Source organism: Niveispirillum sp. CC-CTL257 (assembly GCF_059489915.1).
The window spans coordinates 3,240,239-3,260,742 of the sequence record NZ_JCAJXE010000001.1 but is presented as its reverse complement, the minus strand read 5'-3'; the positions used below and the strand labels follow the sequence as shown (position 1 = coordinate 3,260,742).

Genomic DNA, 20,504 nt, shown 5'->3' with positions numbered 1-20,504 from the left:
AGGTCCCGCGCCAAACCCTTCATGCTTTTTTTAACCGGAGTTCCCGATGTCAGACGAGACGGTCAACCAGGGCGAAGACACCGCCGACGAAGCCCAGTCCGCCCGGCCCGTGCCGCCGCTGGTCGTCAATCTGCAATATGTGAAGGACCTGTCCTTCGAGAACCCGAACGCCCCGCGCATCCTGGCCAGCGCGTCCGAACAGCCGAAGATCGACCTGCAGGTTGATCTGCAGGCCCAGGGTCTGGCCGACAATGTCGCCGAGGTGCAGATCCGTCTGCGCGCCGAAGCGACCGTGGGCGAGGCGACGGCCTTCATCGCCGAACTGGTCTATGCCGGTGTCTTCACCCTGCCGCCCATGCCGGCGGAGACGCAGCGCGCCGTGCTGCTGATCGAAGGGCCGCGCCTGCTGTTCCCGTTCGCCCGCCAGATCATCGCCGATGTCACCTCGCAGGGCGGCTTCCCGCCGCTGCTGTTGCAGCCACTGGACTTCGTCGATCTGTACCGCCGTCAGGTCCTGGCCCAGCAGCAGGGCCAGATGGGCGACGCTCAGGGCAATGCCTGAACGGGCATGCGCCTGAAATGAAAGAAGGGCGGCCGATACAGGATCGGCCGCCCTTTTTATTTAGACTGAACGGGCGGTATCAATCCGCCGACAACACGCCGCGTTCCACCTGATCGCGCTCGATGCTTTCGAACAGGGCGCGGAAATTGCCCTCGCCGAAGCCGTCATCGCCCTTGCGCTGAATGATCTCAAAGAAGATCGGGCCGATGACCGTGCTGGTGAAGATCTGCAGCAGCAGGCCGCCGCCGGGCGCACCATCCAGCAGGATGCCACGGGCCCGCAGCTCTTCCGTCGGCTGACCATGGCCGGGCAGACGCTCTTCCAGCATGTCGTAATAGGTGCCGGGCGGCGGGGTCATGAAGGTGACGCCATTGGCCTTCAGCGCGTCGAAGGTCTTGATGATGTCGTTGGTCGACAGGGCGATGTGCTGGATGCCCTCGCCCTTGTATTCGCGCAGATATTCCTCAATCTGATCGACGCGGCCTTCGACGCCCGCACTTTCATTGATCGGGATACGGATCTTGCCGCAGGGTGCCGTCAGGGCCCGGCTCTTCAAACCGGTCAGCTTGCCTTCGATATCGAAGTAGCGGATCTGCCGGAAATTGAACAGCTTGGCGTAGAAATCATACCAATGGTCCATGCGCCCGCGATGGACATTGTGGGTCAGGTGATCGACCTCCACCAGACCGCAGCCGACGGGGTTCTGATCCACGCCTTCGACCGGTACGAAGTCGATGTCATAGATCGCCGTGGGGGCCTTGTAGCGATCCACCAGATAAATCAGGCTGCCGCCGATACCTTCGATGGCCGGGATGTTCAGTTCCATCGGACCGACAGAACCCTTCACATCCTTGGCCCCCAGTTCCAGGGCGCGGCGATGGGCAAACGCTGCATCCTTGACCCGGAAGGCCATGGCGCAGGCGCTGGGCCCATGGTCGCGCGCGAACTGTTGCGCCATGCTGTCCTTCTCGCCATTGACGATGAAGTTGATGCCGCCCTGACGGTACAGGGTTACATTCTTCGACCGGTGGCGGGCGACCTTGGTGAAGCCCAGGACGGTGAACAGGCTGTCCAGCGCCGCCGTATCCTCGGCCGTGTATTCCACGAATTCGAAGCCGTCGGTACCCATGGGATTGTCCCACAGGTTGCCCACGATCTGACCGTTCTCCACGCGCGCCGTGCCGCCGTCCGCCATCTTGATCTCCCTGATAATCTATCGGTTGGGGAATTGTTGGCATGATAGGGCCGAAGGCGGGGGCATGTCCTTGCGAACTGTCCTCGGATTCTGGCATTGTCGGGTGAGAAATTGCGCCAATCCAGCGATCAGAGGCAGAATATGGGCAGCAGCAGTTTGGACGCGGCAGATATCCGCATACTTGCTGCATTGCAGCGCAATGGCCGCCTATCCAATGTCGACCTGGCCGATCAGGTGGGGCTGTCGCCCAGCCCCTGTCTGCGGCGGGTGCGCGATCTGGAGGAACAGGGCTTCATCCAGGGCTATACCGCCATTCTGGACCGCAAGAAGCTGGGCATGGGTGTGGTCGCCTTTGTCGAGGTGAAGATCGACCAGAATGCGGAAGGCGACGCCGATTTCCGCCGCGGCATCCTGCTTCTGCCAGAGGTCATTTCCTGCTTCGTGATGACCGGCACCATGGATTACCTGTTGCAGGTGATCGTGGAGGATCTGGACAGTTTCGCCGACCTGTCGATGCGCAAGCTGCTGTCGATCAAGGGGGTGAAGGAGGTACGGTCCAGCTTCGTGCTGGATGTCGTCAAGCACTCCACCGCCGTGCCATTGCCGAAACCAACCTGATCGGAGCAGAATATAGCGCAACGCGGGCCTTGACTGCCGGAGGAATTGCGGAGAACCCCCACTACCCAAGCACATCCGCAAGGAAATGCCCCGGCCCTGGCGCTATCATGGTTTCCAACAATTCCCGCATGATTTGGGGAGGAAGCCATGAACCAGACCAACGCACCGGCCAGCGACTTTGCCACGCGCGTCACCGACAGCGGCATGACCGACACGGCGCTGCGCGGCGATTACAGCCATGTAAAGCCCGACTTCACTATCGACCAGGGCTGGGACGCCTATACCAGCGCCGATCACGCCATGTGGCGCACGCTCTATGACCGGCAATCGGCCCTGCTGCCGCGCTATGCCGCCCCTGAATTCCTGGAAGGCTTGACGCGCCTGGATGTGCGCGACGGTATCCCGGATTTCCGGCGGGCGTCAGAGGTGCTGGACAAGGCGACCGGCTGGACGCTCGTCGCCGTTCCGGGCCTGATTCCGGAGCGGGAATTCTTTGAACATCTGGCCGCCCGGCGCTTCCCCGTCACCAACTGGATCCGCAAGCCGGAAGAGATGGATTATCTCGTCGAACCCGACGTGTTCCATGATTTCTACGGCCATGTCCCGCTGCTGACCCATCCGGTGTTTGCGGACTATCTCCAGGCCTATGGCATCGGCGGGGCCAAGGCCATTGCGCTCAACGGGCAGGAACATCTGGCCCGGCTTTACTGGTACATGGTTGAATTCGGCCTGATCAACACACCGGACGGGCTGCGCGCCTATGGCGCCGGCATGCTGTCTTCGCGCGGGGAGACGCAGTTCTGCATCGAAAGCCCGTCGCCCAACCGGATCGGATTCGATCTGGAACGCGTGATGCGCACCCAGTACCGAATCGATGATTATCAGCAGACCTATTTCGTGCTGGACAGCTACGAACAGCTGATGAACGCCACAGCGGTGGATTTCACGCCGCTTTACGCCCGGCTGCGCACCCTGCCGCCCATCGGCCCGACAGAGGTTCTGCCCACTGACCGCGTCTTCACCCTGGGCACTCAAGGCGAAAGCCACAAGGCGGCGTAAGGGTCCCCCGACCGGACGCACCGCCTGTACCCACACCCCGGCCCTTCACAGGGACCGGGGTGTGGTTGTTTGGGGAACAGAGCAGTTTTCATCAGACTGAAAACGGCTCCGGCGGCGACTGCCGCCGCGCGGCCCGTGCCGCGTAAGCCAAGCTGCGGATGCAGCGCCGGCGATTGAGGCGAACACGCTCTACCGGCGGAACCAGCCCACCAGTTCCATATGCGCCGACCACAGGAACTGATCCACGGGCCAGATATCGGTCAGGCGGTATCCGCCCTGGATCAGCAGTTCGGCGTCGCGCGCGAAACTGACGGGGTTGCACGACACGCCCACCACGGCGGCGACGGTGGAGGCCGCAATCTCCGTCGCCTGCGCCTGGGCACCCGCACGCGGCGGATCGAACACCACCGCCTGGAATCGGTTCAGGTCATAGGGCGTAAGCGGATCGCGGAACAGGTCACGCTTTTCCGCCGTCACCTTGCCACCCAGCTGCCTCGCCCCACCCATCAGGCTGTTATAGGCGGTCGGATCACCTTCGACCGCATGCACCTTGGCCTTGGCGGCCAGGGGGAAGGTGAAGGTGCCGCTGCCCGCGAACAGGTCGGCGATGGAGTCGGCGTCGCCCACCCCAGCCAGGGTGGCCGCGACCAGGGCCTGTTCGCCCTGCTTGCTGGCCTGAAGAAACGCGCCCGGAGCGGGGGAGACGCTGACATTGCCAAAGCCCAGCAGGCCCGTGCGACGCATGGCGATGGGTTCGGCCGGCTGCCCTTCCCGCGCGCGCCAGGACAGGCGGGCCAGATCCTGCGCCGCTGCGAATTCGGCCAGATGTTCCAGGGTGCGCAGGTCGGGCCGCGACAACCCCTCCAGCACCAGATCAACCCCGTCATCCAGCAGGGTCAGCGCCACATCGATGGATTGACCATCGGCCAGAAGCGGTGCCAGCGCCACGCGCAACGGGGCGACCAGCGCCAGAAGCGGCGAGGCCAAGACGGTACAGTCCGTGAGATCGATCAGCCGGTGTGAATGCGCCTCGTTAAAGCCCAGCCACACCCGGTTGCCCCGGCGCACGGCGTTCATGACGGCGCGGCGACGGCTGGCGACTGGCGTGCGGGCCACCGGATGCAGGGTGACGCCATCGCCCAGCAGGCCGCTGCGCGACAGGACGGTGGTCAGCGCCTCCAGCTTCCATTTCTCATAGGTGGCATCATCCATATGCTGTGCGACACAGCCGCCGCAGCTGCCGAAATGGGTGCAGGGCGGCTCCACACGGCCCTTGCCTTCCTCCAGCAGGGAGACGGGCACCCCTTCCCAGCCATCGCCGCGATGCGCCCCGAACTTCACCATCAACCGGTCGCCGACCAAGGTTTGCGGCACGTAAAGCCGGTGACCCTGCCATTCGGCCAGACCGTCACCGCGTCCGCCGACACGGGTGATGGAGACCTCTACCGGTCCGCGCGTGGGCGGCTCGGGGGCGGGGCGCTGGGCGGGGCGGCGGGGGGCTTGTCTGCGGGGCGGCATTGGTACGGTTCCGAAATAATATAATCTGGCCGGTTTTATTTCGATTTCGAAATAAATGGCCGCCATTGGGCGTCCTTGGCCTGGATCAATCCTTATCAGGGCATAGGGGGGCCGTGCGGATTTGGCAAGAAGTGTACGCGAAAGAATGCTAGAAGGTGGGCATCATCTATTCTTGCCCGGAAGGGAGCCGAACCCATGTCCGAACCCAATACCAGCGCAGCCGAGCAGCTGTTCGAAAAGGCCCTCGACGTTGCCGAAAAGCACCTGGAAGCGGCCATGAAGGAGGGCGGTGCCCTTTCCGGTTATGTCGCCATCGCCATGATCGAAGCCGCCGTCAACCAGGCCGTGGAAGAGACCAGCCACACCGACGTTGCCGACATGCTGCGCGATCTGGCCGACCAGATCGAAGCCGATGCCGAGGAAGGCGACGACGAGTAATCGTCCCGCCGGCTTTCGGGCTTGTCAGAGAAAACCCCGCCGGACACCCGGCGGGGTTTTTCTTTTGGGCATCAAGGCTGCCTGGGCCGGATGCGCCCCATGGCCAGGGCATCGACATAGACGCCGTCGCGGAAGGCGTAGTCGCGCAGGCGCCCTTCTTCGGCAAAGCCGAAATGTCGGTACAGGCGGATGGCCCCGTCATTATCGGCAAACACCGTCAGTTCGACGCGATGCAGGTCCAGCCAGCGGTCGGCAGCATCGACCAGGGCATGCATCAACGACTTGCCCACGCCCATGCCCTGGGCATCATCATGCACACCGATGGCCAGATCGGCCACATGCCGACGGCGGCCACCCAGGCGGAACAGGCCCGCAGACCCAACCAGTTTGCCGTCCAGGATGGCGACCACCTGCAGATCGTCGGCCCCGCCCTTTTCCATCCAGGCGCGGGTTCCTTCCACACTGGGGAAAGGCGGGCGCAAGGTGCCATGGCGGAACTTGGGCATCGACGCCATGGCCGCCATCGCCGCCGCATCATCCAGCTGCCGTGCCCGCAGCCACAGGCCCGGCGGGCCATAGGCCGCAAGGGTGCCGCCGGGTGGTGGGGTGAAGGCGGATTGGCTCATGCTTTATGCTCCCGTTGAGGTCACCGCCGACAAGAAGGCCCGGATCAGGTCCGGGCTTTTCCGGCCTGGCGCATCCTCCACCCCCGATGAGACATCGACAGCTCTGGCACCCGTGGCCCGGATGGCGTCGGCAACATTGGCGGGGTCAAGCCCGCCCGACAACATCCAGGGTTTCTGCCATTGACGGCCCGACAGCAAGGACCAGTCGAAGGCAACCCCATTGCCACCGGGCAGAATGGCCCCCTTGGGCGGCTTGGCATCGAACAGCAGCATGTTGACCACCGGCTCATAGGCCACCGCCGCATCCAAGTCCGCCGCATCGCCGATCTTCAGCGCCTTCATGACGGGCAGGTTGAAACGGGCGCGGATGGCGGCCACCCGTTCCGGCGTCTCGACCCCGTGCAACTGGATCAGGTCCAGCGGCACCTGCCCTGTGACATCGTCCAGAAAATCATCGGTCGGGTCCACGAACAGGCCCACGACGCGGGTGCCCGTGCCCACCATGCGAGACAATTCGGCGGCGGTGGCGATGGAGACGTTGCGCGGCGATTTCGCGAAAAACACCAGCCCCACCCAGCGTGCCCCGGCATCAAGGGCCGCCTGCATCGTTTCCGGCGTGCTGATCCCGCAGATCTTGGCCTTGACCGCGCTCATGCGCCCAGCTCCTCCGCGATGCGCCGGGCGGCGGCGGCAGGGTCGGCATCCGCCGTGATGGGACGCCCGATGACCAGATGGTCGGCCCCGGCGGCCACGGCATCGCGCGGCCCCATCACCCGTTTCTGGTCATTGGCCGCCGCCCAGGTGGGGCGAATGCCGGGTACCATCAGCGTGAAATCCGCGGGCAGGTCACGGCGCAGCAACGCCACCTCGGCGGGCGAGCAGACGATGCCATCGGCGCCATTGGTATGGGCCACCTGGGCCAGACGCCGCACCTGATCAGCGGCGGGTACGGCCTGCCCCACGGCGGTCAGGTCTTCATCCGACAGGCTGGTCAGGACCGTCACGGCCAGGATACGCATACGGGCCACACCCAACCGTTCCGCCTCCTCCCGCGCCGCATCGGCCGCCGCGCGGATCATGGCGGGGCCGCCGCCGGCATGGATGGTCAGGAATTTCGGCGCCAGGGGTGCGACCGAACGCACGGCACCGGCCACAGTATTGGGGATGTCGTGCAGCTTCAGGTCCAGGAACAGCGGCAGATCACCCGCCGCGATGACATCGCGGATGCCGGCGGGTCCCTGCGCCATGAAGAATTCCAGGCCCAGCTTCACCCCACCAACCAGACCAGAGACCTGCGCCGCCATGGCCTTCGCGCCGTCAATTTCCGGCATGTCCAGGGCGACGAAAACGCGGTCGGTGGGGCGCATGGTTCAGGGCTCCAGATGGAAAGGGCTTTCGGCAGGTTTAACGCGGAACGGGGGCGGCGCGAAGGGACGATGCGGCAGCCCTTCCATGCCCGACGCGGCGCAGCTTCCCAAAACGTAAGCCGCACCCTTGACCCACGGGCATGGCCCGGCCCAAGATGCGGCCCCACCGCCCTGAACCCTGGAGCCTGCCATGCCCCTGCCACCCCCGGATGCCGCGCGGGAGCCGTTGCATACAAGACAGGTGACCTGCACAGGTTATCGCCGGGCCGACGGGCTGTGGGATATTGAGGGGCATATCACCGACCGTAAATCCTACGATTTTCAACGCGATGGCCGGACGGTGCCCAGCGGCGATCCCATACATGAGATGTGGATACGCCTGACGCTGGATAACCGGTTGACGGTGAAGGCGGTCGCCACCGTCACGGATGCCGCCCCCTACCGGATGTGTCCGTCAATCACGGAGAATTTTCAGCGGCTGGTGGGCCTGTCCATCGCCAGCGGCTGGACCGCCGCCGTCAAGGAACGGCTGGGCGGCGTGGAAGGCTGTACCCATCTGGTCGAACTGCTGGGCCCCGTGGCGACAACGGCGTTCCAGACCATCGCGCCTTATCTGGAAGACCTGGACAAGAAGGCCCGCGCCGCGATGGTCGCGCGCGGCGAAACCCCGCCGCCGCGCCGGCGTCCGCCCATGTTGGACACATGCCACATCTGGGCGACCGACGGTGAGGTCGTGGCGCGGGAATGGCCGGAATTCGCGGTAAAACGTAGCGCGGATTAGGCACCAGCCGTAATCCGCGGAAACCCGCCACCGTCGCTCCGCGGATTACGCTTCGCTAATCCGCGCTACACAAATGCCAATTAAGGCGCCTTGCCCGTCTGCAACGTACCGGTGACGCTGCCGCCATCGGCGATGTTGATGCGACCGTACCGGATGGTGCCGTCGATCTGCCCCGTCTCACCCACCGACAGGATACCCGTCACTTCGATGGTGCCCGTGGCGCGGCCATTGACGCGCATCTGTTCGACCTTGGCCACCCCTTCGAAATGCCCACCCTCGGCAATTTCCAGGATCTTGATCTCGTTCAGGGTGACATCGACCAGCCGGCCCGCCACATGCAGCGTGTGGCAGTGAGAGATTTTGGCGCCATCGATACGCGCCTCGGCGGAGATGGTGGTGATACCCCCGGTGACGGGCCCGCTTTCAACCGCCGCTTCGGCAATGCCATGCAGGCCGGGACGCTGGAAACTGCGCGGGTCCAGGATATCGTTGGGCATCGGTTGAACAACTCCGCCAGGGGACCGGGGAACGGTCGCAATCGTCGAACGGACCTCAAAGGAAACGGCCCGTCATTTCGGTTTCATTCATAAGCTGAAAGGGTTAAATCCGCAACGCTTCTTGCCCATGTCACGTGAGGGATGCATGGGGGTGCGTTGACAGGGGGAACCGTGGGCCCAATAGTCCCCGGTTCCGGCGTCCGGACATCGGGTTCGTGGCGCTTTGGACGATGGCTCCATGGAGTTGCAGCCGTGATCCCTGTTGTGATGCCCACCTATTCCCGCATCGACATCGTGTTCGAGCGGGGTGAAGGCGCCCAGATCTGGGACACAACAGGCCGACGATTCCTGGATTTCACCGCCGGCATCGCGGTGAACGCCCTAGGTCACGCGCACCCCTATCTGGTGGAAAAGCTGACCGAGCAGGCGGGCAAGCTCTGGCATACCTCCAACCTGTTTCGGGTTGCCGGGCAGGAGCAACTGGCCAAGCGGCTGTGCGACCTGACCTTTGCCGACACAATGTTCTTCACGAATTCGGGCGTGGAGGCGTTTGAATGTGCGGTCAAAACGGTGCGCAAGTATCAGCATGATACCGGTCACCCGGAAAAGACCCGCTTCATCGTGGTGGGTGGGGCCTTCCATGGCCGTTCCACGACCGCCATCGCGGCGGCGAAGTCGGAAAAGATGGTGGGCGGATTCGGCCCCCTGCTGGACGCGTTCGATCAGGTGCCGTTCGGCAATATGAACGAGCTGCGCAACGCCATCACGCCGGAAACCGCCGCCATCGTGGTCGAGCCGATTCTGGGTGAAGGCGGAATCGTGGTGGGCAGCAACGAATATCTGAAGGCGCTGCGCGACACGGCGGACGAGTTCGGCCTGCTGCTGGTGTTTGATGAAATCCAGACGGGCGTTGGCCGTACCGGCAAAATGTTTGCCCATGAATGGGCCGGCGTCACCCCGGACGTCATGCCCATCGCCAAGGGCATTGGCGGCGGCTTCCCCGTCGGTGCCTGCCTGGTCAGCGAGAAGGCGGCCAAGGGCATGGTGCCGGGCACGCACGGTTCCACCTTTGGCGGCAACCCGCTGGCCATGGCCGTCGCCAATGCCGTTCTGGATGTCGTCACGGCCCCCGGCTTCCTGGAACAGGTGACCGTGACGGGCGACAAGCTGAAGGCAGAGCTGGACGCGTTGGTCGCCAAATATCCGACCGTGCTGGCCGATGCGCGCGGCAAGGGCCTGATGCTGGGCCTGAAATGCGTGAAGCCGAATGGCGAGGTGGTGACCCGTCTGCGTGAGAACGGCCTGCTGACCGTTCCGGCGGCGGAAAATGTCATCCGCATCCTGCCGCCGCTGACCATTGGCGACGCGGAAATCGCCGAAGCCGTCGCCATTATCGACAAGACCTGCCAGGAGCTGGCGCAATGACCGATCATAAGTCCCCCCGCCACTTCCTGGATATCCATAACCATTCTTTGGATGAGCTGCGCGAGATGCTGTCGCGCGCCGCCTTCATGAAGCGTGGACAGGGGGCTGAACGCCCCCTGCTGGGCAAGACGCTGGCCCTGATTTTCGAAAAGCCCAGCACCCGTACCCGCGTCTCATTCGAAGTGGGCATGCGTCAGCTGGGCGGCGAGGTCATCTGCCTGACCGGTAAGGAAATCCAGCTGGGCCATGGTGAGACCATTGGCGACACGGCCCGCGTCCTGTCGCGCTATGTCGATATCATCATGCTGCGCACCGACCATGAGGCGAAGCTGCAAGAGATGGCGGAGGCAGCGACTGTCCCCGTCATCAATGGCCTGACCGACAGCTCGCACCCGGTCCAGATCATGGCCGACATCCTGACCTATGAGGAACGCAAGGGCCCGATCAAGGATGCGGTGTTCTGCTGGACCGGCGACGCCAACAATGTCTGTGAAAGCCTGATCCACGCTTCGGTGCTGTTCGATTTCGAGTTGCGAATCGCCTGCCCGCCGGAACTGTCGCCCTCGCACCAGACGCTGGAATGGATCAAGGCCAAAAAGGGCCGTGTCACCGTTCATCGGAACGTCGAAGAGGCCGCCGCCGGTGCCGACGCCCTGGTCACCGATACCTGGGTGTCGATGCACAATAAGGATGCCCATCGCCGGCACAATCTGCTGAAGCCATATCAGGTAAACGATCGCATCATGGGTCTGGCGAAAAAAGACGCCATATTCATGCATTGTCTGCCCGCACACCGCGAGGAAGAGGTGACGTCCAGCGTCATCGATGGTCCGCAGTCGGCCGTGTGGGACGAGGCAGAGAACCGTATGCACGCCCAGAAGGGCATTCTGACCTGGTGCCTGAACCGATGAATTCCGTTCCCCCCGTGGCGGGCCAACCCCGCCACGATACCGATGCCGTGACCGCCGAATTTGATATCTGCCAGCCGTTCCAGCTGGACAGCAGCTCCTTTCGTGGGCGGCTGATCCGGCTGGGCCCGGCCCTGGATGAGATCATCAAGCGGCATGATTACCCGGACGAGTTGGCACCCCTGCTGGCCGATACGATCCTGCTGGCCGCCACGCTGGCGTCCGGCCTGAAATATGACGGCATCTTCACGCTTCAGACCAAGGGTGACGGCCCTGTCGCCTATACGGTGTCGGACGTCACCTCGGTCGGCGATCTGCGCGGCTATGCCCGCTTTGATGCCGACCGTCTGTCCGAACAGCGCCGTCATAAGGGCTTCCAGCCCGATCTGGGCGCGATGCTGGGTGCCGGCTATGTGGCCTTCACGGTCGATCAGGGTGAGCATACCGAGCGTTATCAGGGCATCGTGGAACTGCGCGGGGCCACGCTGGCCGATGCCGTGCGCCATTATTTCCGGCAGTCCGAACAGCTGGCAGCCAGCATCAAGAGCTTCGTATCCAAGGATGCGGATGGCAAATGGGTCGGCGGCGCCATCATGCTGCAGGCCCTGCCGCCGGAAAATGCCGGTGTGTTCAGCGAGCATCAGGCCGGCGTGCGCGAAGAAGACTGGCACCGCGCCGGCGTGTTGCTGGAGACGGTGACGGCGCATGAGCTGCTGGACCCCGCCCTGACGGCGAACGAGCTGATCTTCCGCCTGTTCCACGAAGAAAGCCCGCGCATTTACGAACGCCGGGAACTGCGCCCCGGCTGCCGCTGCTCCCGCGAGCGGGTGACGGATGTGCTGCGCAGCCTGGACCGGGGCGACCTGGACGAGCTGCGCGTGGATGGGCTTGTCGCGGTGACGTGCGAGTTCTGCAACGCCACCTACAGCTTCAGTGACGCCGACCTGGACAAGGTCTACGCGGCGTTCTGAGGACGAATTACGGATGCGGGTTCAGGCCCGCATCCGGCCCCCATCACACCTTCACCGGCACCGACAGTTCCACGGCAGCATCACGCCCGTCGGTGATGTCGAGGGTGCGGAAGTCAAACTCCCGCTCCGGTCCCTTGAACACATCATATTCCAGGACCCGGTCCACGGAATTGTCGGGCTTGAAGGTCAGTACCTTGGGCTTGATCGAATAAAGCTGATCCGGCGTGATGCTGGCCGATGCGGCGATGATCACCTCGTCGCCTTTCTGGCAGGTGCGGGCGGCGGCACCGTTCAGGATGCAGGCCTTTGATCCCGGCTCCCCAAAGATCACATAGGTGGAAATCCGCGCCCCGCTGCTTTTGTTCCAGATTTCCACGAATTCCAGCGGGTAGATGCCGGCCAGCGCGCACTGTTCGGGGTCCAGCGTGATGGAGCCGTGATAGTCCAGATCGGCACCGGTGACGCGGATGCCGTGGAACTTGGCGCGGACAATCTTAATCATAAGGGGCTGCTCCGGTCGGTCTGGCACGATCCTCAGGACCCGCCGATCATTCCGGCCACCGGATCGGCAGCCGCGTCAGCGGTTTCGCCAATCACATAAGCGTTCCTGACGCTGCATACCACCGCATCCGCCGCAGCCCTGTCCGCCGCATGCACGAAGCAAAGCGGCTGTTCCGGCCCCACCGCCGCCCCGATGGGCGCCACCTGATCCAGCCCGACACGCGGATCAATCGCATCCTGGGGCCGGATGCGTCCACCGCCCAGCGCCACCACGGCCAGACCCAGGGCCCGCACATCCTGCCCCGTGACAATGCCGGGCCGATCGACGAAGACCGGCACCACGACAGGGGCCGACACCAGATGCCGGTCGGGCCGTTCAATCAGGTCGGGCGGCCCCCCCAGCACCGCCACCATGCGGGCAAACCGGTCCGCCGCAGCACCGGTGGCAATGGCCTGATCCACCAGCTTCCCGGCATTGGTGGCATCGGTGGCCAGTCCCGACAGAATCAGCAGTTCCACGCACAGGGCCCGCGTCACCCGCCGCAGCCGCGTTTCCGCCGCGCCACCCGCCAGGATCGACAGGCATTCGCGCAGTTCCAGGGCATTGCCGGCGCTGTGGCCCAGCACCTGTCCCATATCGGTCAGCAGGGCACGGGCCGGCAGCCCGGCATCGCCGGCGGTGCGGACCAGCATTTCCGCCAGTTCGGTGGCCGCCTTCCGGCTTTCCATGAAGGCACCCGATCCGAACTTCACATCCAGGACCAGGGCGTTCAGGCCGGCGGCCAGCTTCTTGGACAGGATGGAGGCGGTGATCAGATGGACGCTTTCCACGGTCGCGGTAACGTCGCGAATCGCATAAAGCTTGCGGTCAGCGGGGGCGATTTCATCCGTGGCCCCGACAATGGCGCACCCCACCCGCCGCACGATGGTTTTCAACCGATGCAGGTCCGGCTGTGCATCATAGCCTGGAATGGCCTGCATCTTGTCCAGGGTGCCGCCCGTATGGCCCAGCCCCCGGCCGGAGATCATGGGCACATAGCCGCCGCAGGCCGCGATGATGGGGGCCAGCAGCAGGCTGACCTTGTCCCCGACCCCGCCCGTGGAATGTTTATCCAGGACGGGGCCGCCCAGTCCTTCACGCGACCAATCCAGGATCGTACCAGACCCCGTCATGGCCCGCAGCAGGGCCACGCGTTCGCCGGCATCCATGCCCTGGAACCAGACGGCCATGGCAAACGCCGCTGCCTGCCCCTCCGACACCGATCCGTCGGTCAGACCCATGACAAAGGCGGCAATATCGTCCGCCGACAGGGCGTGCCCGTCACGTTTGCGGCGGATGATCTCCTGCGGCAGGAACATGGGCGTCGATACTCACCGGGGCTTTTGGCCGGGGCAGGCCATGGCAATGGGATCCACACCATAGCGTGTTCCCGCCGCCGGGTGCAGAGGGGCCGACATGCGAAATGCCGCAGGCCGCAGCAGCACCATGTCCGGGTCCTGCCGGTGCAGCGCCTCCCGATTCGCGCGGCTGGCCAGCGCCGCCGTCAGCTGTGCCGCCAGCTTCGGATCCAGGGAGGGGCCGGCGATCCAGGCCACGGGCTGCATCATGGTCGCCACCTCCCCCTGGTCAGGGCCATAGGTGTCAGCAGCAATGGTGCCGGGTGCGCCGAACGGGTGCAGGCCGGACAGGCGACCCGCCGGATCGCCCGTGACAGGCAGCAACCGGGCACCCGCCGTCACGGCCATGGCCACCACCGGGTCGGGTGCGGCGGCGATTCGGAACAGCGCGTCGATGCGCCCATCAGCCAGCGCGAGGGCCGCCTGTTCCCCGCCCATTTCGACCGCCCGCACCTGCTGGCGGCGCAGCCCATAGGCGGACAGGATACGTTCGGCTAGGCGGCGTTCATCGCTGCCCGCCAGACCGATGGCGACCCGCCGGCCCTTCAACTGCGCGATATCGGTCAGGTCGGTCTCGGCCCGGACCAGCACATGCAGCGATTCGTTATAGATCTCCCCCAGGATGGTCAGGTCCGCCGGCTTTGCACCGGGGGCGGGAAAGCAGCGGGCGGCGTAGATACGGTCGGCGGGGGCCAGCCCGGTTTCAACAGTACCAGAGGCCACCGCCTCCACAATGTCGCGGCGGTCGGGCAGGCTCTGCGCCAGGGCCACCAGCCCCTGAACGCCGCAGGCCCGGTCATCATCCTTGCAGGCGGGCATGCCGGGCGGGCGCGACAGGATGGAGGCCAGCGCAGTGCCCACATCGAACCCGCGTTCCCCCGACGGGTCCGCCGCAATACGCAGATAGCGCGCGGACGCATCCACACCCGCCGGTGCCCGGCCAAGGGCCATCAGTGCGGCCAACGGCACCGCCAACAGGGGAATTAACCAATATCTGGGGGGCATGGCACAGGCGCCCTACCAAGTTTGGGCTTATTCACGCCTATCCAGCCTGCCTGTCAAATGCGCCCTGGTGATGGCAGGCCGATAAGTTCCACCTGTTGCCGTCTGGATTCATTCCTTTTGGACAGGCGGGGCGGCCAGCGCATAGGCCACGATGGCATTGGCGTGACCGTGACCCATGCCATGGTCGGCCTTCAGCATGGCAACCAGTTCCATATGTCTGGCGGGCAGACGCTGTTTCACCAGATCCAGCCACTCCGCAACGGGGCGACCATATTTCTTTTCAATCGACGGAAAATAGGATGCAGGCCCCTTCACCGGTTCGTCAGCCATCGTCCACCCAACCCTCTGCGTTTCACGATGGATACAACCCATGCGCCGGGGCGTTGGTGCTGTAAACAGCCATGAAGGGTGTGGACGGGTCCGGCGTCACCGTTCCCAGGCTGAAACTAGCCTTTTGGGATACGCGCGGCCTTTACGCCCCCCCCTTGGCTGCGGCACTCTGTCCTTGAGGAAGCATCGCCATTGAGACGATGCCCGACGGGGGAAACGCGCATGGCATCACGGCTTGGCTCGATGCTGCTTGTCCTGGGTCTTCTGGGCGGTGCCGTCACCGCGCGGGCCGAACAGCAGATATTGCCCGCCGCCGCCAACCTGACCGCCGAGCAGCTTTTCGCTGTCGCCTTCCGCCCCATCATCGACAATGCCCTGAAACAGCCCAACATGCCGGGGCTGCTGGGCGATGGCTTGCGCCGCGTGGCGGCCTCTGACCGGACGCTGGGCATCGTATCGGTGCCGGGCCATCTGCTGCTGACCCGTGACGGGGTGGAACTGGCGCGCGTGGGGCTGCCGGGCGACATGATCCCCGAACGCTGGGCCAATACGACGGCGGAAATGCTGCGCGCCATCGCCGCCGCTTCCCCCGCCATCGCCGCCAAGGACCGGGAACAGGTCTGGCGCGACATGTTTGACGGGATGATGGCCGATCTTGACCCCTATTCCCGCTATGCCGAACCCAACCGGGCGCAGGGCGAACGCACCCAGCGCGAGGGGTATGACGGGATTGGCGTCGGCATCCGCAATGTCGACGGCTTTTACGAGATTTCCGACATGGTACCCGACGGTCCTGCCGCCGCCGCCGGGGTGAGGGTCGGGGACCGGATATTCGAGGTGGCGGGGACCCGTACCCTCGGCCTGCCCTATGACCGGCTGTCGGCCCTGATCCAGGGCCCGGAGGGCAGCTGGGTGGAAATGAAGCTAGGCCCCAGCGAGCAGCGCCCGCGCAGCATCACCATCCGGCGCCGTCATCTGGTGCCCAATACGGTTCAGGCTGCCTTTAATGACGGCATCGTTACGGTGCGCATCGAACGCTTCAACAACGCCACCCAGGATAATGTACGCCAGGCCATCCAGCGCTATCTGGACCGAGGTCCGGTGCGCGGCGTCGTCATGGATCTGCGCGGCAATCCTGGTGGGGTGATGGTGCAGGCGGTGGGCGTGGTGAACCTGTTCGTGCCGCAGGGCCGAATCATCACCACGCGCGGCCGCAACCCCAGCTCCATCCAATGGTTTGAGGCGCAGAAGCCGACCACCCTGTTCCCCGACTTGGCCCTGGTGGTGCTGATCGATGGGCAGACAGCCTCATCGGCGGAGATTGTGGCGGCAGCGTTGCAGGATGCGGGCCGCGCCCTGATCGTCGGCTCCTCCTCCTATGGCAAGGGCAGTGTGCAGCATGTGACGCAACTGCCCAATGGCGGCGAACTGTTCATCACCTGGAGCCGGATTTACGCGCCCAGCGGCTACAGCTTTGACGGCCAGGGCGTGCTGCCCAGCCTCTGCACCTCGCAGGCGGGCGTGAATGTGCAGTCACTGCTGGCCGCCGCCGCGCAGGGCGACAGGGGCGAACAGGCCAGCTTGAACCGTCAGCGTCTTGCCGCCCCCGATGATGCCGAGGCACTGGCCCAGTTGCGCGCCACCTGCCCGGCCAAGCCCGCCGACAGCGTGGCATCCGCCGCCGTGACGGTATCGCTGGCCCGCGCCCTGGTGGAAGATGTGGGTCTGTATCGGCAAGCCCTCGCATCCCGGCACATCAACGTTGCGGAGAGGTAGGGTCTTTGTCCTTGACAGACGAGGGCGGATGCGTAGATTCCGCCGCTGTGCCGCCGGGGTCTTCTTCCGGCGGAACTGGTTTATATGGATCGGCCGCGCGTCCTTGCGGTGGCCGCAAGTCAGACGCAGGTAGGGTATCATGGCTAAGCAGAACACCGTGCTGATCAAGCTGGTTAGCACCGCTGACACGGGTTACTTCTATGTGAAGAAGAAGAACCCCCGTAAGACGACTGAGAAGCTGGAATTCAACAAGTATGATCCGGTTGCTCGCAAGCACGTCGCCTTCAAGGAATCCAAGATGAAGTGATCTCCCGTTTGGGATGATCCTCTTTTGGATCGGGGTCACGGCCCTGACAAAGCAAAACCCCCGCCGGTCCGCCCGGCGGGGGTTTTGCTTTTGGGGCTTAGTTTGCGCTGTACGGCGAACGAGCGCAGAATTGTTGCTGGCACCCAGATGAGTAAGGTGATCGCTATGAAGGACTTGTCCCTGGAGTCAGAGGACCACGCCCAAGCGGTGCAAGAAGGGATTGAGCTTTCAAGTGCCGATTGGGCGGTGTTGGTTGCAGCGCTGGAAAATCCAGCGCCCGTCAATGATCGGCTGGCTCGGGCCTTCAGGGCCCACCGTCAAGCGGTGAAGAGTCAGGGTGCATTGAGATAATTGATAAAATCCGCCTCCCCGGCGAAGGCCGGGGCCCAGGGGCCAAGCGCCCGACGCCGGCAGCTGAAGGATTCCGGAAAATCGGCAGAGCCATTCAGGCAGCACAAGAGGGATAAACGCCAGATTCTGGTTCTGAGTCGCGAAAGCCGCGAACCGCACACTCAAATGCAAAAGGCCGCCTTGAGGGCGGCCTTTGATGCATTATGAAAGTCTTGTCTGGAGCGGGCGAAGGGATTCGAACCCTCGACCCCAACCTTGGCAAGGTTGTGCTCTACCCCTGAGCTACGCCCGCATTACCAGACAGGCCTGCCTTTCGGCAGTAGGTTATCGGAACTGGAGCGGGCGAAGGGATTCGAACCCTCGACCCCAACCTTGGCAAGGTTGTGCTCTACCCCTGAGCTACGCCCGCCCATTTCCGATGTCCGTCCGGGTCGTCCCCGGCGGTGAGCGCGGAATATAGCCATCAAACTTTGCCATGCAAGGACTTTTTTTCCAGGTCTGTACGGTTTTTGTCGAAAGCACCCTATCCTTGATGCATGGCACCCTATCGGGAGGTTTGCCGCGGGGCCATGGCCGCTCTATATAAGCCGGTGACGATCCCCGCATGACGGGGCCATGCATGATCACCCGATCCAGGAACAAGAACCCATGTTCTCGCCGACACCTTCGCCCCAGCCAAAGCCCGCCGCCAGCGACCTGATCAAGGATGGCAGCGACGCCGGTTTCATGGCCGATGTCATCGAGGCGTCACAGGAAGTGCCTGTCATCGTCGATTTCTGGGCCACCTGGTGCGGCCCCTGCAAGACGCTGGGGCCGATCCTGGAAAAGGCCGTCACCGCCGCCAAGGGTGCTGTGAAGCTGGTGAAGATCGACACTGACAAGCATCCGGCCGTGGCCGGGCAGCTGCGGGTGCAGTCGATCCCCACCGTCTATGCCTTTTTCCAGGGCCGTCCTGTGGACGGGTTCCAGGGCGCCCTGCCGGAAAGCCAGATCAAGGCCTTCATTGAGCGTCTGGTGAAGCTGTCGGGCGGCACAGGTGCCATCGACATCGCCGCCATCCTGGCGGAGGCCAAGGGCCTGCTGGATGCCGGTGATGCGCAGGGTGCTGCCGCTGTCTATCAGGAAGTGCTGGCAGAGGAGCCGGAGAATGCCGCCGCCTATGCCGGTGTCATCCGCTGCCTGCTGGCCGTGGGTGAGGCCGACGCCGCCAAGGGCATGATCGCCGACGCCCCGGCCGCTATCGCCAAGTCCGCCGAACTGGCCGCTGTGAAGTCGCAGATCGAACTGTCCGAACAGGCCGCCAAGGCAGGCCCCCTGGACGATCTGAAGGCCGCCGTCACCGCCGACCCGGCCAACCATCAGGCCCGTTACGATTACGCGGTGGCGCTCTTTGCCGCTGGCCGCAATGAGGAGGCGGTGGAAGCGCTGCTGGAGATCGTGAAGCGCGACCGGGAATGGAATGAAAAGGCCGCCCGCACTCAGCTGCTGAAGATGTTCGAGGCGCTGGGGCCCATGGACAAGCTGGTCATCCAGGCCCGCCGCAAACTGTCATCGCTGCTGTTCGCATGAGCCAGAACCCGTTCGACCTGCCTCATGATCAGTTGCCGGAGACCATCCCCGTCTTTCCGTTGACGGGGGTGCTTCTGCTGCCGCGTGGCAAGCTTCCGCTCAATATCTTTGAGCCGCGCTATCTGAACATGGTGCAGGACGCACTGGCATCGAACCGGCTGATCGGCATGATCCAGCCGCGTGATGGTGGGATGGGCAACCACCCGCCACTTTATGACACCGGCTGTGTCGGACGCATCACCAGCTTCAGCGAGACCGAGGATGGCCGCTTCCTGATCACCCTGACAGGGATCAGCCGGTTCCGAATTGCGGGCGAGGTGCCGACCACGCGCGGCTATCGCCGCATTATCGCCGACTGGTCGGCCTTCGCCGCTGACCTGGACGAGGATGAGGCCTGCGATCTGGACCGTGCCAGCTTGGACGGCACCCTGCGCGCCTATTTCAAGCAGCAGGGGATCAGCGCCAATTGGGACAGCATCGCCCAGGCACCGCTGGACCGGCTGATCACCTCGCTGGCCATGATCTGCCCCTTCGACGCGCCGGAAAAGCAGGCCCTGCTGGAAAGCCCCAACCTGAACAGCCGAGCCAAACTGTTGCTGGCGCTGGTGGAAATGGCCGTCCATCAGGGCGGCGACAATGAAGGTGGCGGCGCCCGCCACTAATCTTTTAGACCTTGAGGCTTGCCTCAAACTCGGAGTGCCCGCGATGACCGACGCCCCTAATCAGACCGACAGCGCCCGCGTCGATCCGCGCCTGCTGGAGATCCTGGTCTGCCCACTGACCAAGGCCCCGCTGCGCTATGATGCCGCCGCCCAGGAACTGATTTCCGATCAGGCGAAGCTGGCCTATCCCATCCGCGATGGCATTCCCATCATGCTGGTGGATGAGGCGCGCCGTCTGGACGATGCCGCCTGAATGAGCGAGGAGCGATTCGCCAGCGAGGCCGGCGGCAGTAGCCACTGGCCCATCGAACTGCGCCTGAACCGGGCCGAACGGCTGCTGTCCGTCAGTTTCGATGATGGCAGCAGCTTTGACCTTCCGGCGGAGTTCCTGCGCGTGGAAAGCCCGTCGGCAGAGGTGCAGGGCCACACCCCGGCACAGAAGAAGCTGGTGTCGGGCAAGCGTGATGTCGCCATCACCCGCGTCGATCCCGTGGGCAATTACGCTGTCCGCCTGAGCTTCGATGACGGGCATGACAGCGGCATCTACAGTTGGACCCTGCTGCACCGCCTGGGCCGCGAGCGGGAGACGCTGTGGCAGGCCTATCTGGACGCGCTGAGCGCCAAAGGCTTGTCGCGGTAA

At 64.2% G+C, this 20,504-nt stretch carries 25 protein-coding genes and 2 tRNA genes; 15 read left to right on the top strand and 12 right to left on the bottom strand.

Features of this window, described 5'->3' with window-relative positions:
* Positions 1 to 46 precede the first annotated feature (46 nt).
* Entirely contained in the window at positions 47 to 562 is a 516-nt protein-coding gene (secB, locus tag ABC729_RS15405) for a protein-export chaperone SecB (protein ID WP_495608423.1), read from the top strand.
* 79 nt (positions 563 to 641) lie between these two features.
* On the opposite strand, the gene hppD is transcribed toward secB, so the two are convergent.
* Positions 642 to 1,757: a 4-hydroxyphenylpyruvate dioxygenase gene (gene hppD / locus ABC729_RS15400; protein WP_495608422.1), complete on the bottom strand. Its 1,116-nt coding sequence runs from the start codon at positions 1,755 to 1,757 to the stop codon at positions 642 to 644.
* Between the two features lie 141 nt (positions 1,758 to 1,898).
* On the opposite strand from hppD, the gene ABC729_RS15395 reads away from it, so the two are divergent.
* Together ABC729_RS15395 and phhA are read left to right on the top strand one after the other, a co-directional pair.
* The gene (locus tag ABC729_RS15395; protein ID WP_495608421.1) at positions 1,899 to 2,375 is read left to right on the top strand and encodes an Lrp/AsnC family transcriptional regulator; all 477 of its coding nucleotides are present in this window, start codon (positions 1,899 to 1,901) and stop codon (positions 2,373 to 2,375) included.
* A gap of 147 nt (positions 2,376 to 2,522) precedes the next feature.
* Positions 2,523 to 3,434 (top strand): phenylalanine 4-monooxygenase, encoded by a 912-nt coding sequence (phhA, locus tag ABC729_RS15390; RefSeq protein ID WP_495608420.1) that lies wholly within the window; start codon positions 2,523 to 2,525, stop codon positions 3,432 to 3,434.
* A gap of 189 nt (positions 3,435 to 3,623) precedes the next feature.
* Here the strand turns inward: phhA and ABC729_RS15385 are convergent, their stop codons facing one another.
* The gene (locus tag ABC729_RS15385; protein WP_495608419.1) at positions 3,624 to 4,952 is read right to left on the bottom strand and encodes a class I SAM-dependent RNA methyltransferase; all 1,329 of its coding nucleotides are present in this window, start codon (positions 4,950 to 4,952) and stop codon (positions 3,624 to 3,626) included.
* A 195-nt stretch (positions 4,953 to 5,147) separates the two neighbouring features.
* Here ABC729_RS15385 and ABC729_RS15380 point away from each other — a divergent pair, with 195 nt between their 5' ends.
* Positions 5,148 to 5,390: a hypothetical protein gene (locus tag ABC729_RS15380; RefSeq protein ID WP_054168580.1), complete on the top strand. Its 243-nt coding sequence runs from the start codon at positions 5,148 to 5,150 to the stop codon at positions 5,388 to 5,390.
* A gap of 71 nt (positions 5,391 to 5,461) precedes the next feature.
* On the opposite strand, the gene ABC729_RS15375 is transcribed toward ABC729_RS15380, so the two are convergent.
* Genes ABC729_RS15375 through pyrF form a run of 3 tightly spaced genes read right to left on the bottom strand, consistent with a single transcriptional unit; the run spans position 5,462 to position 7,383 of the window.
* Positions 5,462 to 6,016, bottom strand: a complete 555-nt coding sequence (locus tag ABC729_RS15375; RefSeq protein ID WP_495608418.1) for a GNAT family N-acetyltransferase — start codon at positions 6,014 to 6,016, stop codon at positions 5,462 to 5,464.
* A 3-nt stretch (positions 6,017 to 6,019) separates the two neighbouring features.
* Entirely contained in the window at positions 6,020 to 6,670 is a 651-nt protein-coding gene (locus ABC729_RS15370; protein ID WP_495608417.1) for a phosphoribosylanthranilate isomerase, read from the bottom strand.
* Positions 6,667 to 7,383: an orotidine-5'-phosphate decarboxylase gene (gene pyrF, locus ABC729_RS15365; protein ID WP_495608416.1), complete on the bottom strand. Its 717-nt coding sequence runs from the start codon at positions 7,381 to 7,383 to the stop codon at positions 6,667 to 6,669. The genes ABC729_RS15370 and pyrF overlap by 4 nt, the downstream gene beginning before the upstream one ends.
* 190 nt (positions 7,384 to 7,573) lie before the next feature.
* Between pyrF and ABC729_RS15360 the strand changes: the two genes are divergently transcribed.
* Entirely contained in the window at positions 7,574 to 8,164 is a 591-nt protein-coding gene (locus ABC729_RS15360; protein ID WP_495608415.1) for a DUF2889 domain-containing protein, read from the top strand.
* Between the two features lie 80 nt (positions 8,165 to 8,244).
* On the opposite strand, the gene ABC729_RS15355 is transcribed toward ABC729_RS15360, so the two are convergent.
* On the bottom strand, positions 8,245 to 8,661 hold the full coding sequence (locus ABC729_RS15355; RefSeq protein ID WP_488965396.1) for a bactofilin family protein: 417 nt from the start codon (positions 8,659 to 8,661) through the stop codon (positions 8,245 to 8,247).
* 252 nt (positions 8,662 to 8,913) lie between these two features.
* On the opposite strand from ABC729_RS15355, the gene ABC729_RS15350 reads away from it, so the two are divergent.
* The 3 genes from ABC729_RS15350 to hslO are packed head-to-tail and all read left to right on the top strand — an operon-like array spanning position 8,914 to position 11,965.
* Positions 8,914 to 10,086: an aspartate aminotransferase family protein gene (locus ABC729_RS15350; RefSeq protein ID WP_495608414.1), complete on the top strand. Its 1,173-nt coding sequence runs from the start codon at positions 8,914 to 8,916 to the stop codon at positions 10,084 to 10,086.
* A complete protein-coding gene (gene argF / locus ABC729_RS15345; RefSeq protein ID WP_495608413.1) occupies positions 10,083 to 10,997 on the top strand; it encodes an ornithine carbamoyltransferase in 915 nt (304 codons plus the stop codon). The genes ABC729_RS15350 and argF overlap by 4 nt, the downstream gene beginning before the upstream one ends.
* Positions 10,994 to 11,965: an Hsp33 family molecular chaperone HslO gene (hslO, locus tag ABC729_RS15340; protein ID WP_495608412.1), complete on the top strand. Its 972-nt coding sequence runs from the start codon at positions 10,994 to 10,996 to the stop codon at positions 11,963 to 11,965. The genes argF and hslO overlap by 4 nt, the downstream gene beginning before the upstream one ends.
* A gap of 43 nt (positions 11,966 to 12,008) precedes the next feature.
* On the opposite strand, the gene ABC729_RS15335 is transcribed toward hslO, so the two are convergent.
* The 4 genes from ABC729_RS15335 to ABC729_RS15320 form a co-directional block, all read right to left on the bottom strand.
* Positions 12,009 to 12,467, bottom strand: coding sequence for an aspartate 1-decarboxylase (locus ABC729_RS15335; RefSeq protein ID WP_495608411.1), 459 nt, complete (start codon positions 12,465 to 12,467; stop codon positions 12,009 to 12,011).
* Between the two features lie 32 nt (positions 12,468 to 12,499).
* Complete coding sequence (deoA, locus tag ABC729_RS15330; protein ID WP_495608410.1) at positions 12,500 to 13,825, bottom strand: thymidine phosphorylase; 1,326 nt, start codon at positions 13,823 to 13,825, stop codon at positions 12,500 to 12,502.
* Between the two features lie 12 nt (positions 13,826 to 13,837).
* Positions 13,838 to 14,869 (bottom strand): TAXI family TRAP transporter solute-binding subunit, encoded by a 1,032-nt coding sequence (locus ABC729_RS15325; RefSeq protein WP_495608409.1) that lies wholly within the window; start codon positions 14,867 to 14,869, stop codon positions 13,838 to 13,840.
* Positions 14,870 to 14,977: 108 nt separating this feature from the next.
* Positions 14,978 to 15,199 (bottom strand): DUF4287 domain-containing protein, encoded by a 222-nt coding sequence (locus ABC729_RS15320; RefSeq protein WP_495608408.1) that lies wholly within the window; start codon positions 15,197 to 15,199, stop codon positions 14,978 to 14,980.
* 222 nt (positions 15,200 to 15,421) lie between these two features.
* On the opposite strand from ABC729_RS15320, the gene ABC729_RS15315 reads away from it, so the two are divergent.
* From ABC729_RS15315 to ABC729_RS15305, 3 genes are all read left to right on the top strand, one after another.
* A complete protein-coding gene (locus tag ABC729_RS15315; RefSeq protein ID WP_495608407.1) occupies positions 15,422 to 16,975 on the top strand; it encodes a S41 family peptidase in 1,554 nt (517 codons plus the stop codon).
* Between the two features lie 139 nt (positions 16,976 to 17,114).
* The gene (rpmG, locus tag ABC729_RS15310) at positions 17,115 to 17,282 is read left to right on the top strand and encodes a 50S ribosomal protein L33 (protein WP_029012212.1); all 168 of its coding nucleotides are present in this window, start codon (positions 17,115 to 17,117) and stop codon (positions 17,280 to 17,282) included.
* A gap of 147 nt (positions 17,283 to 17,429) precedes the next feature.
* Positions 17,430 to 17,633: a type II toxin -antitoxin system TacA 1-like antitoxin gene (locus ABC729_RS15305; RefSeq protein WP_495608406.1), complete on the top strand. Its 204-nt coding sequence runs from the start codon at positions 17,430 to 17,432 to the stop codon at positions 17,631 to 17,633.
* A gap of 217 nt (positions 17,634 to 17,850) precedes the next feature.
* Here the strand turns inward: ABC729_RS15305 and ABC729_RS15300 are convergent.
* Positions 17,851 to 17,925: transfer RNA gene (locus ABC729_RS15300), tRNA-Gly, on the bottom strand.
* Between the two features lie 42 nt (positions 17,926 to 17,967).
* Positions 17,968 to 18,042 (bottom strand) — tRNA-Gly (locus ABC729_RS15295).
* A 239-nt stretch (positions 18,043 to 18,281) separates the two neighbouring features.
* Here ABC729_RS15295 and trxA point away from each other — a divergent pair.
* From trxA to ABC729_RS15275, 4 genes are read left to right on the top strand one after another with little or no spacing between them, the layout of a single operon-like run.
* Positions 18,282 to 19,202: a thioredoxin gene (trxA, locus tag ABC729_RS15290; protein WP_495608405.1), complete on the top strand. Its 921-nt coding sequence runs from the start codon at positions 18,282 to 18,284 to the stop codon at positions 19,200 to 19,202.
* Positions 19,199 to 19,864 (top strand): LON peptidase substrate-binding domain-containing protein, encoded by a 666-nt coding sequence (locus ABC729_RS15285; RefSeq protein ID WP_495608404.1) that lies wholly within the window; start codon positions 19,199 to 19,201, stop codon positions 19,862 to 19,864. Before trxA ends, ABC729_RS15285 begins: the two co-directional genes overlap by 4 nt.
* Before the next feature lie 43 nt (positions 19,865 to 19,907).
* A complete protein-coding gene (locus ABC729_RS15280; RefSeq protein WP_495608403.1) occupies positions 19,908 to 20,117 on the top strand; it encodes a Trm112 family protein in 210 nt (69 codons plus the stop codon).
* Positions 20,118 to 20,504: a gamma-butyrobetaine hydroxylase family protein gene (locus ABC729_RS15275; protein ID WP_495608402.1), complete on the top strand. Its 387-nt coding sequence runs from the start codon at positions 20,118 to 20,120 to the stop codon at positions 20,502 to 20,504. It abuts the gene before it with no gap.

Coding starts and splice junctions, on each gene's coding strand:
- secB (WP_495608423.1), top strand. CDS start 47: ATGTCAGACGAGACGGTCAACCAGGGCGAAGACACCGCCGACGAAGCC.
- hppD (WP_495608422.1), bottom strand. CDS start 1,757: ATGGCGGACGGCGGCACGGCGCGCGTGGAGAACGGTCAGATCGTGGGC.
- ABC729_RS15395 (WP_495608421.1), top strand. CDS start 1,899: ATGGGCAGCAGCAGTTTGGACGCGGCAGATATCCGCATACTTGCTGCA.
- phhA (WP_495608420.1), top strand. CDS start 2,523: ATGAACCAGACCAACGCACCGGCCAGCGACTTTGCCACGCGCGTCACC.
- ABC729_RS15385 (WP_495608419.1), bottom strand. CDS start 4,952: ATGCCGCCCCGCAGACAAGCCCCCCGCCGCCCCGCCCAGCGCCCCGCC.
- ABC729_RS15380 (WP_054168580.1), top strand. CDS start 5,148: ATGTCCGAACCCAATACCAGCGCAGCCGAGCAGCTGTTCGAAAAGGCC.
- ABC729_RS15375 (WP_495608418.1), bottom strand. CDS start 6,016: ATGAGCCAATCCGCCTTCACCCCACCACCCGGCGGCACCCTTGCGGCC.
- ABC729_RS15370 (WP_495608417.1), bottom strand. CDS start 6,670: ATGAGCGCGGTCAAGGCCAAGATCTGCGGGATCAGCACGCCGGAAACG.
- pyrF (WP_495608416.1), bottom strand. CDS start 7,383: ATGCGCCCCACCGACCGCGTTTTCGTCGCCCTGGACATGCCGGAAATT.
- ABC729_RS15360 (WP_495608415.1), top strand. CDS start 7,574: ATGCCCCTGCCACCCCCGGATGCCGCGCGGGAGCCGTTGCATACAAGA.
- ABC729_RS15355 (WP_488965396.1), bottom strand. CDS start 8,661: ATGCCCAACGATATCCTGGACCCGCGCAGTTTCCAGCGTCCCGGCCTG.
- argF (WP_495608413.1), top strand. CDS start 10,083: ATGACCGATCATAAGTCCCCCCGCCACTTCCTGGATATCCATAACCAT.
- hslO (WP_495608412.1), top strand. CDS start 10,994: ATGAATTCCGTTCCCCCCGTGGCGGGCCAACCCCGCCACGATACCGAT.
- ABC729_RS15335 (WP_495608411.1), bottom strand. CDS start 12,467: ATGATTAAGATTGTCCGCGCCAAGTTCCACGGCATCCGCGTCACCGGT.
- deoA (WP_495608410.1), bottom strand. CDS start 13,825: ATGTTCCTGCCGCAGGAGATCATCCGCCGCAAACGTGACGGGCACGCC.
- ABC729_RS15325 (WP_495608409.1), bottom strand. CDS start 14,869: ATGCCCCCCAGATATTGGTTAATTCCCCTGTTGGCGGTGCCGTTGGCC.
- ABC729_RS15320 (WP_495608408.1), bottom strand. CDS start 15,199: ATGGCTGACGAACCGGTGAAGGGGCCTGCATCCTATTTTCCGTCGATT.
- ABC729_RS15315 (WP_495608407.1), top strand. CDS start 15,422: ATGGCATCACGGCTTGGCTCGATGCTGCTTGTCCTGGGTCTTCTGGGC.
- rpmG (WP_029012212.1), top strand. CDS start 17,115: ATGGCTAAGCAGAACACCGTGCTGATCAAGCTGGTTAGCACCGCTGAC.
- ABC729_RS15305 (WP_495608406.1), top strand. CDS start 17,430: ATGAGTAAGGTGATCGCTATGAAGGACTTGTCCCTGGAGTCAGAGGAC.
- trxA (WP_495608405.1), top strand. CDS start 18,282: ATGTTCTCGCCGACACCTTCGCCCCAGCCAAAGCCCGCCGCCAGCGAC.
- ABC729_RS15285 (WP_495608404.1), top strand. CDS start 19,199: ATGAGCCAGAACCCGTTCGACCTGCCTCATGATCAGTTGCCGGAGACC.
- ABC729_RS15280 (WP_495608403.1), top strand. CDS start 19,908: ATGACCGACGCCCCTAATCAGACCGACAGCGCCCGCGTCGATCCGCGC.
- ABC729_RS15275 (WP_495608402.1), top strand. CDS start 20,118: ATGAGCGAGGAGCGATTCGCCAGCGAGGCCGGCGGCAGTAGCCACTGG.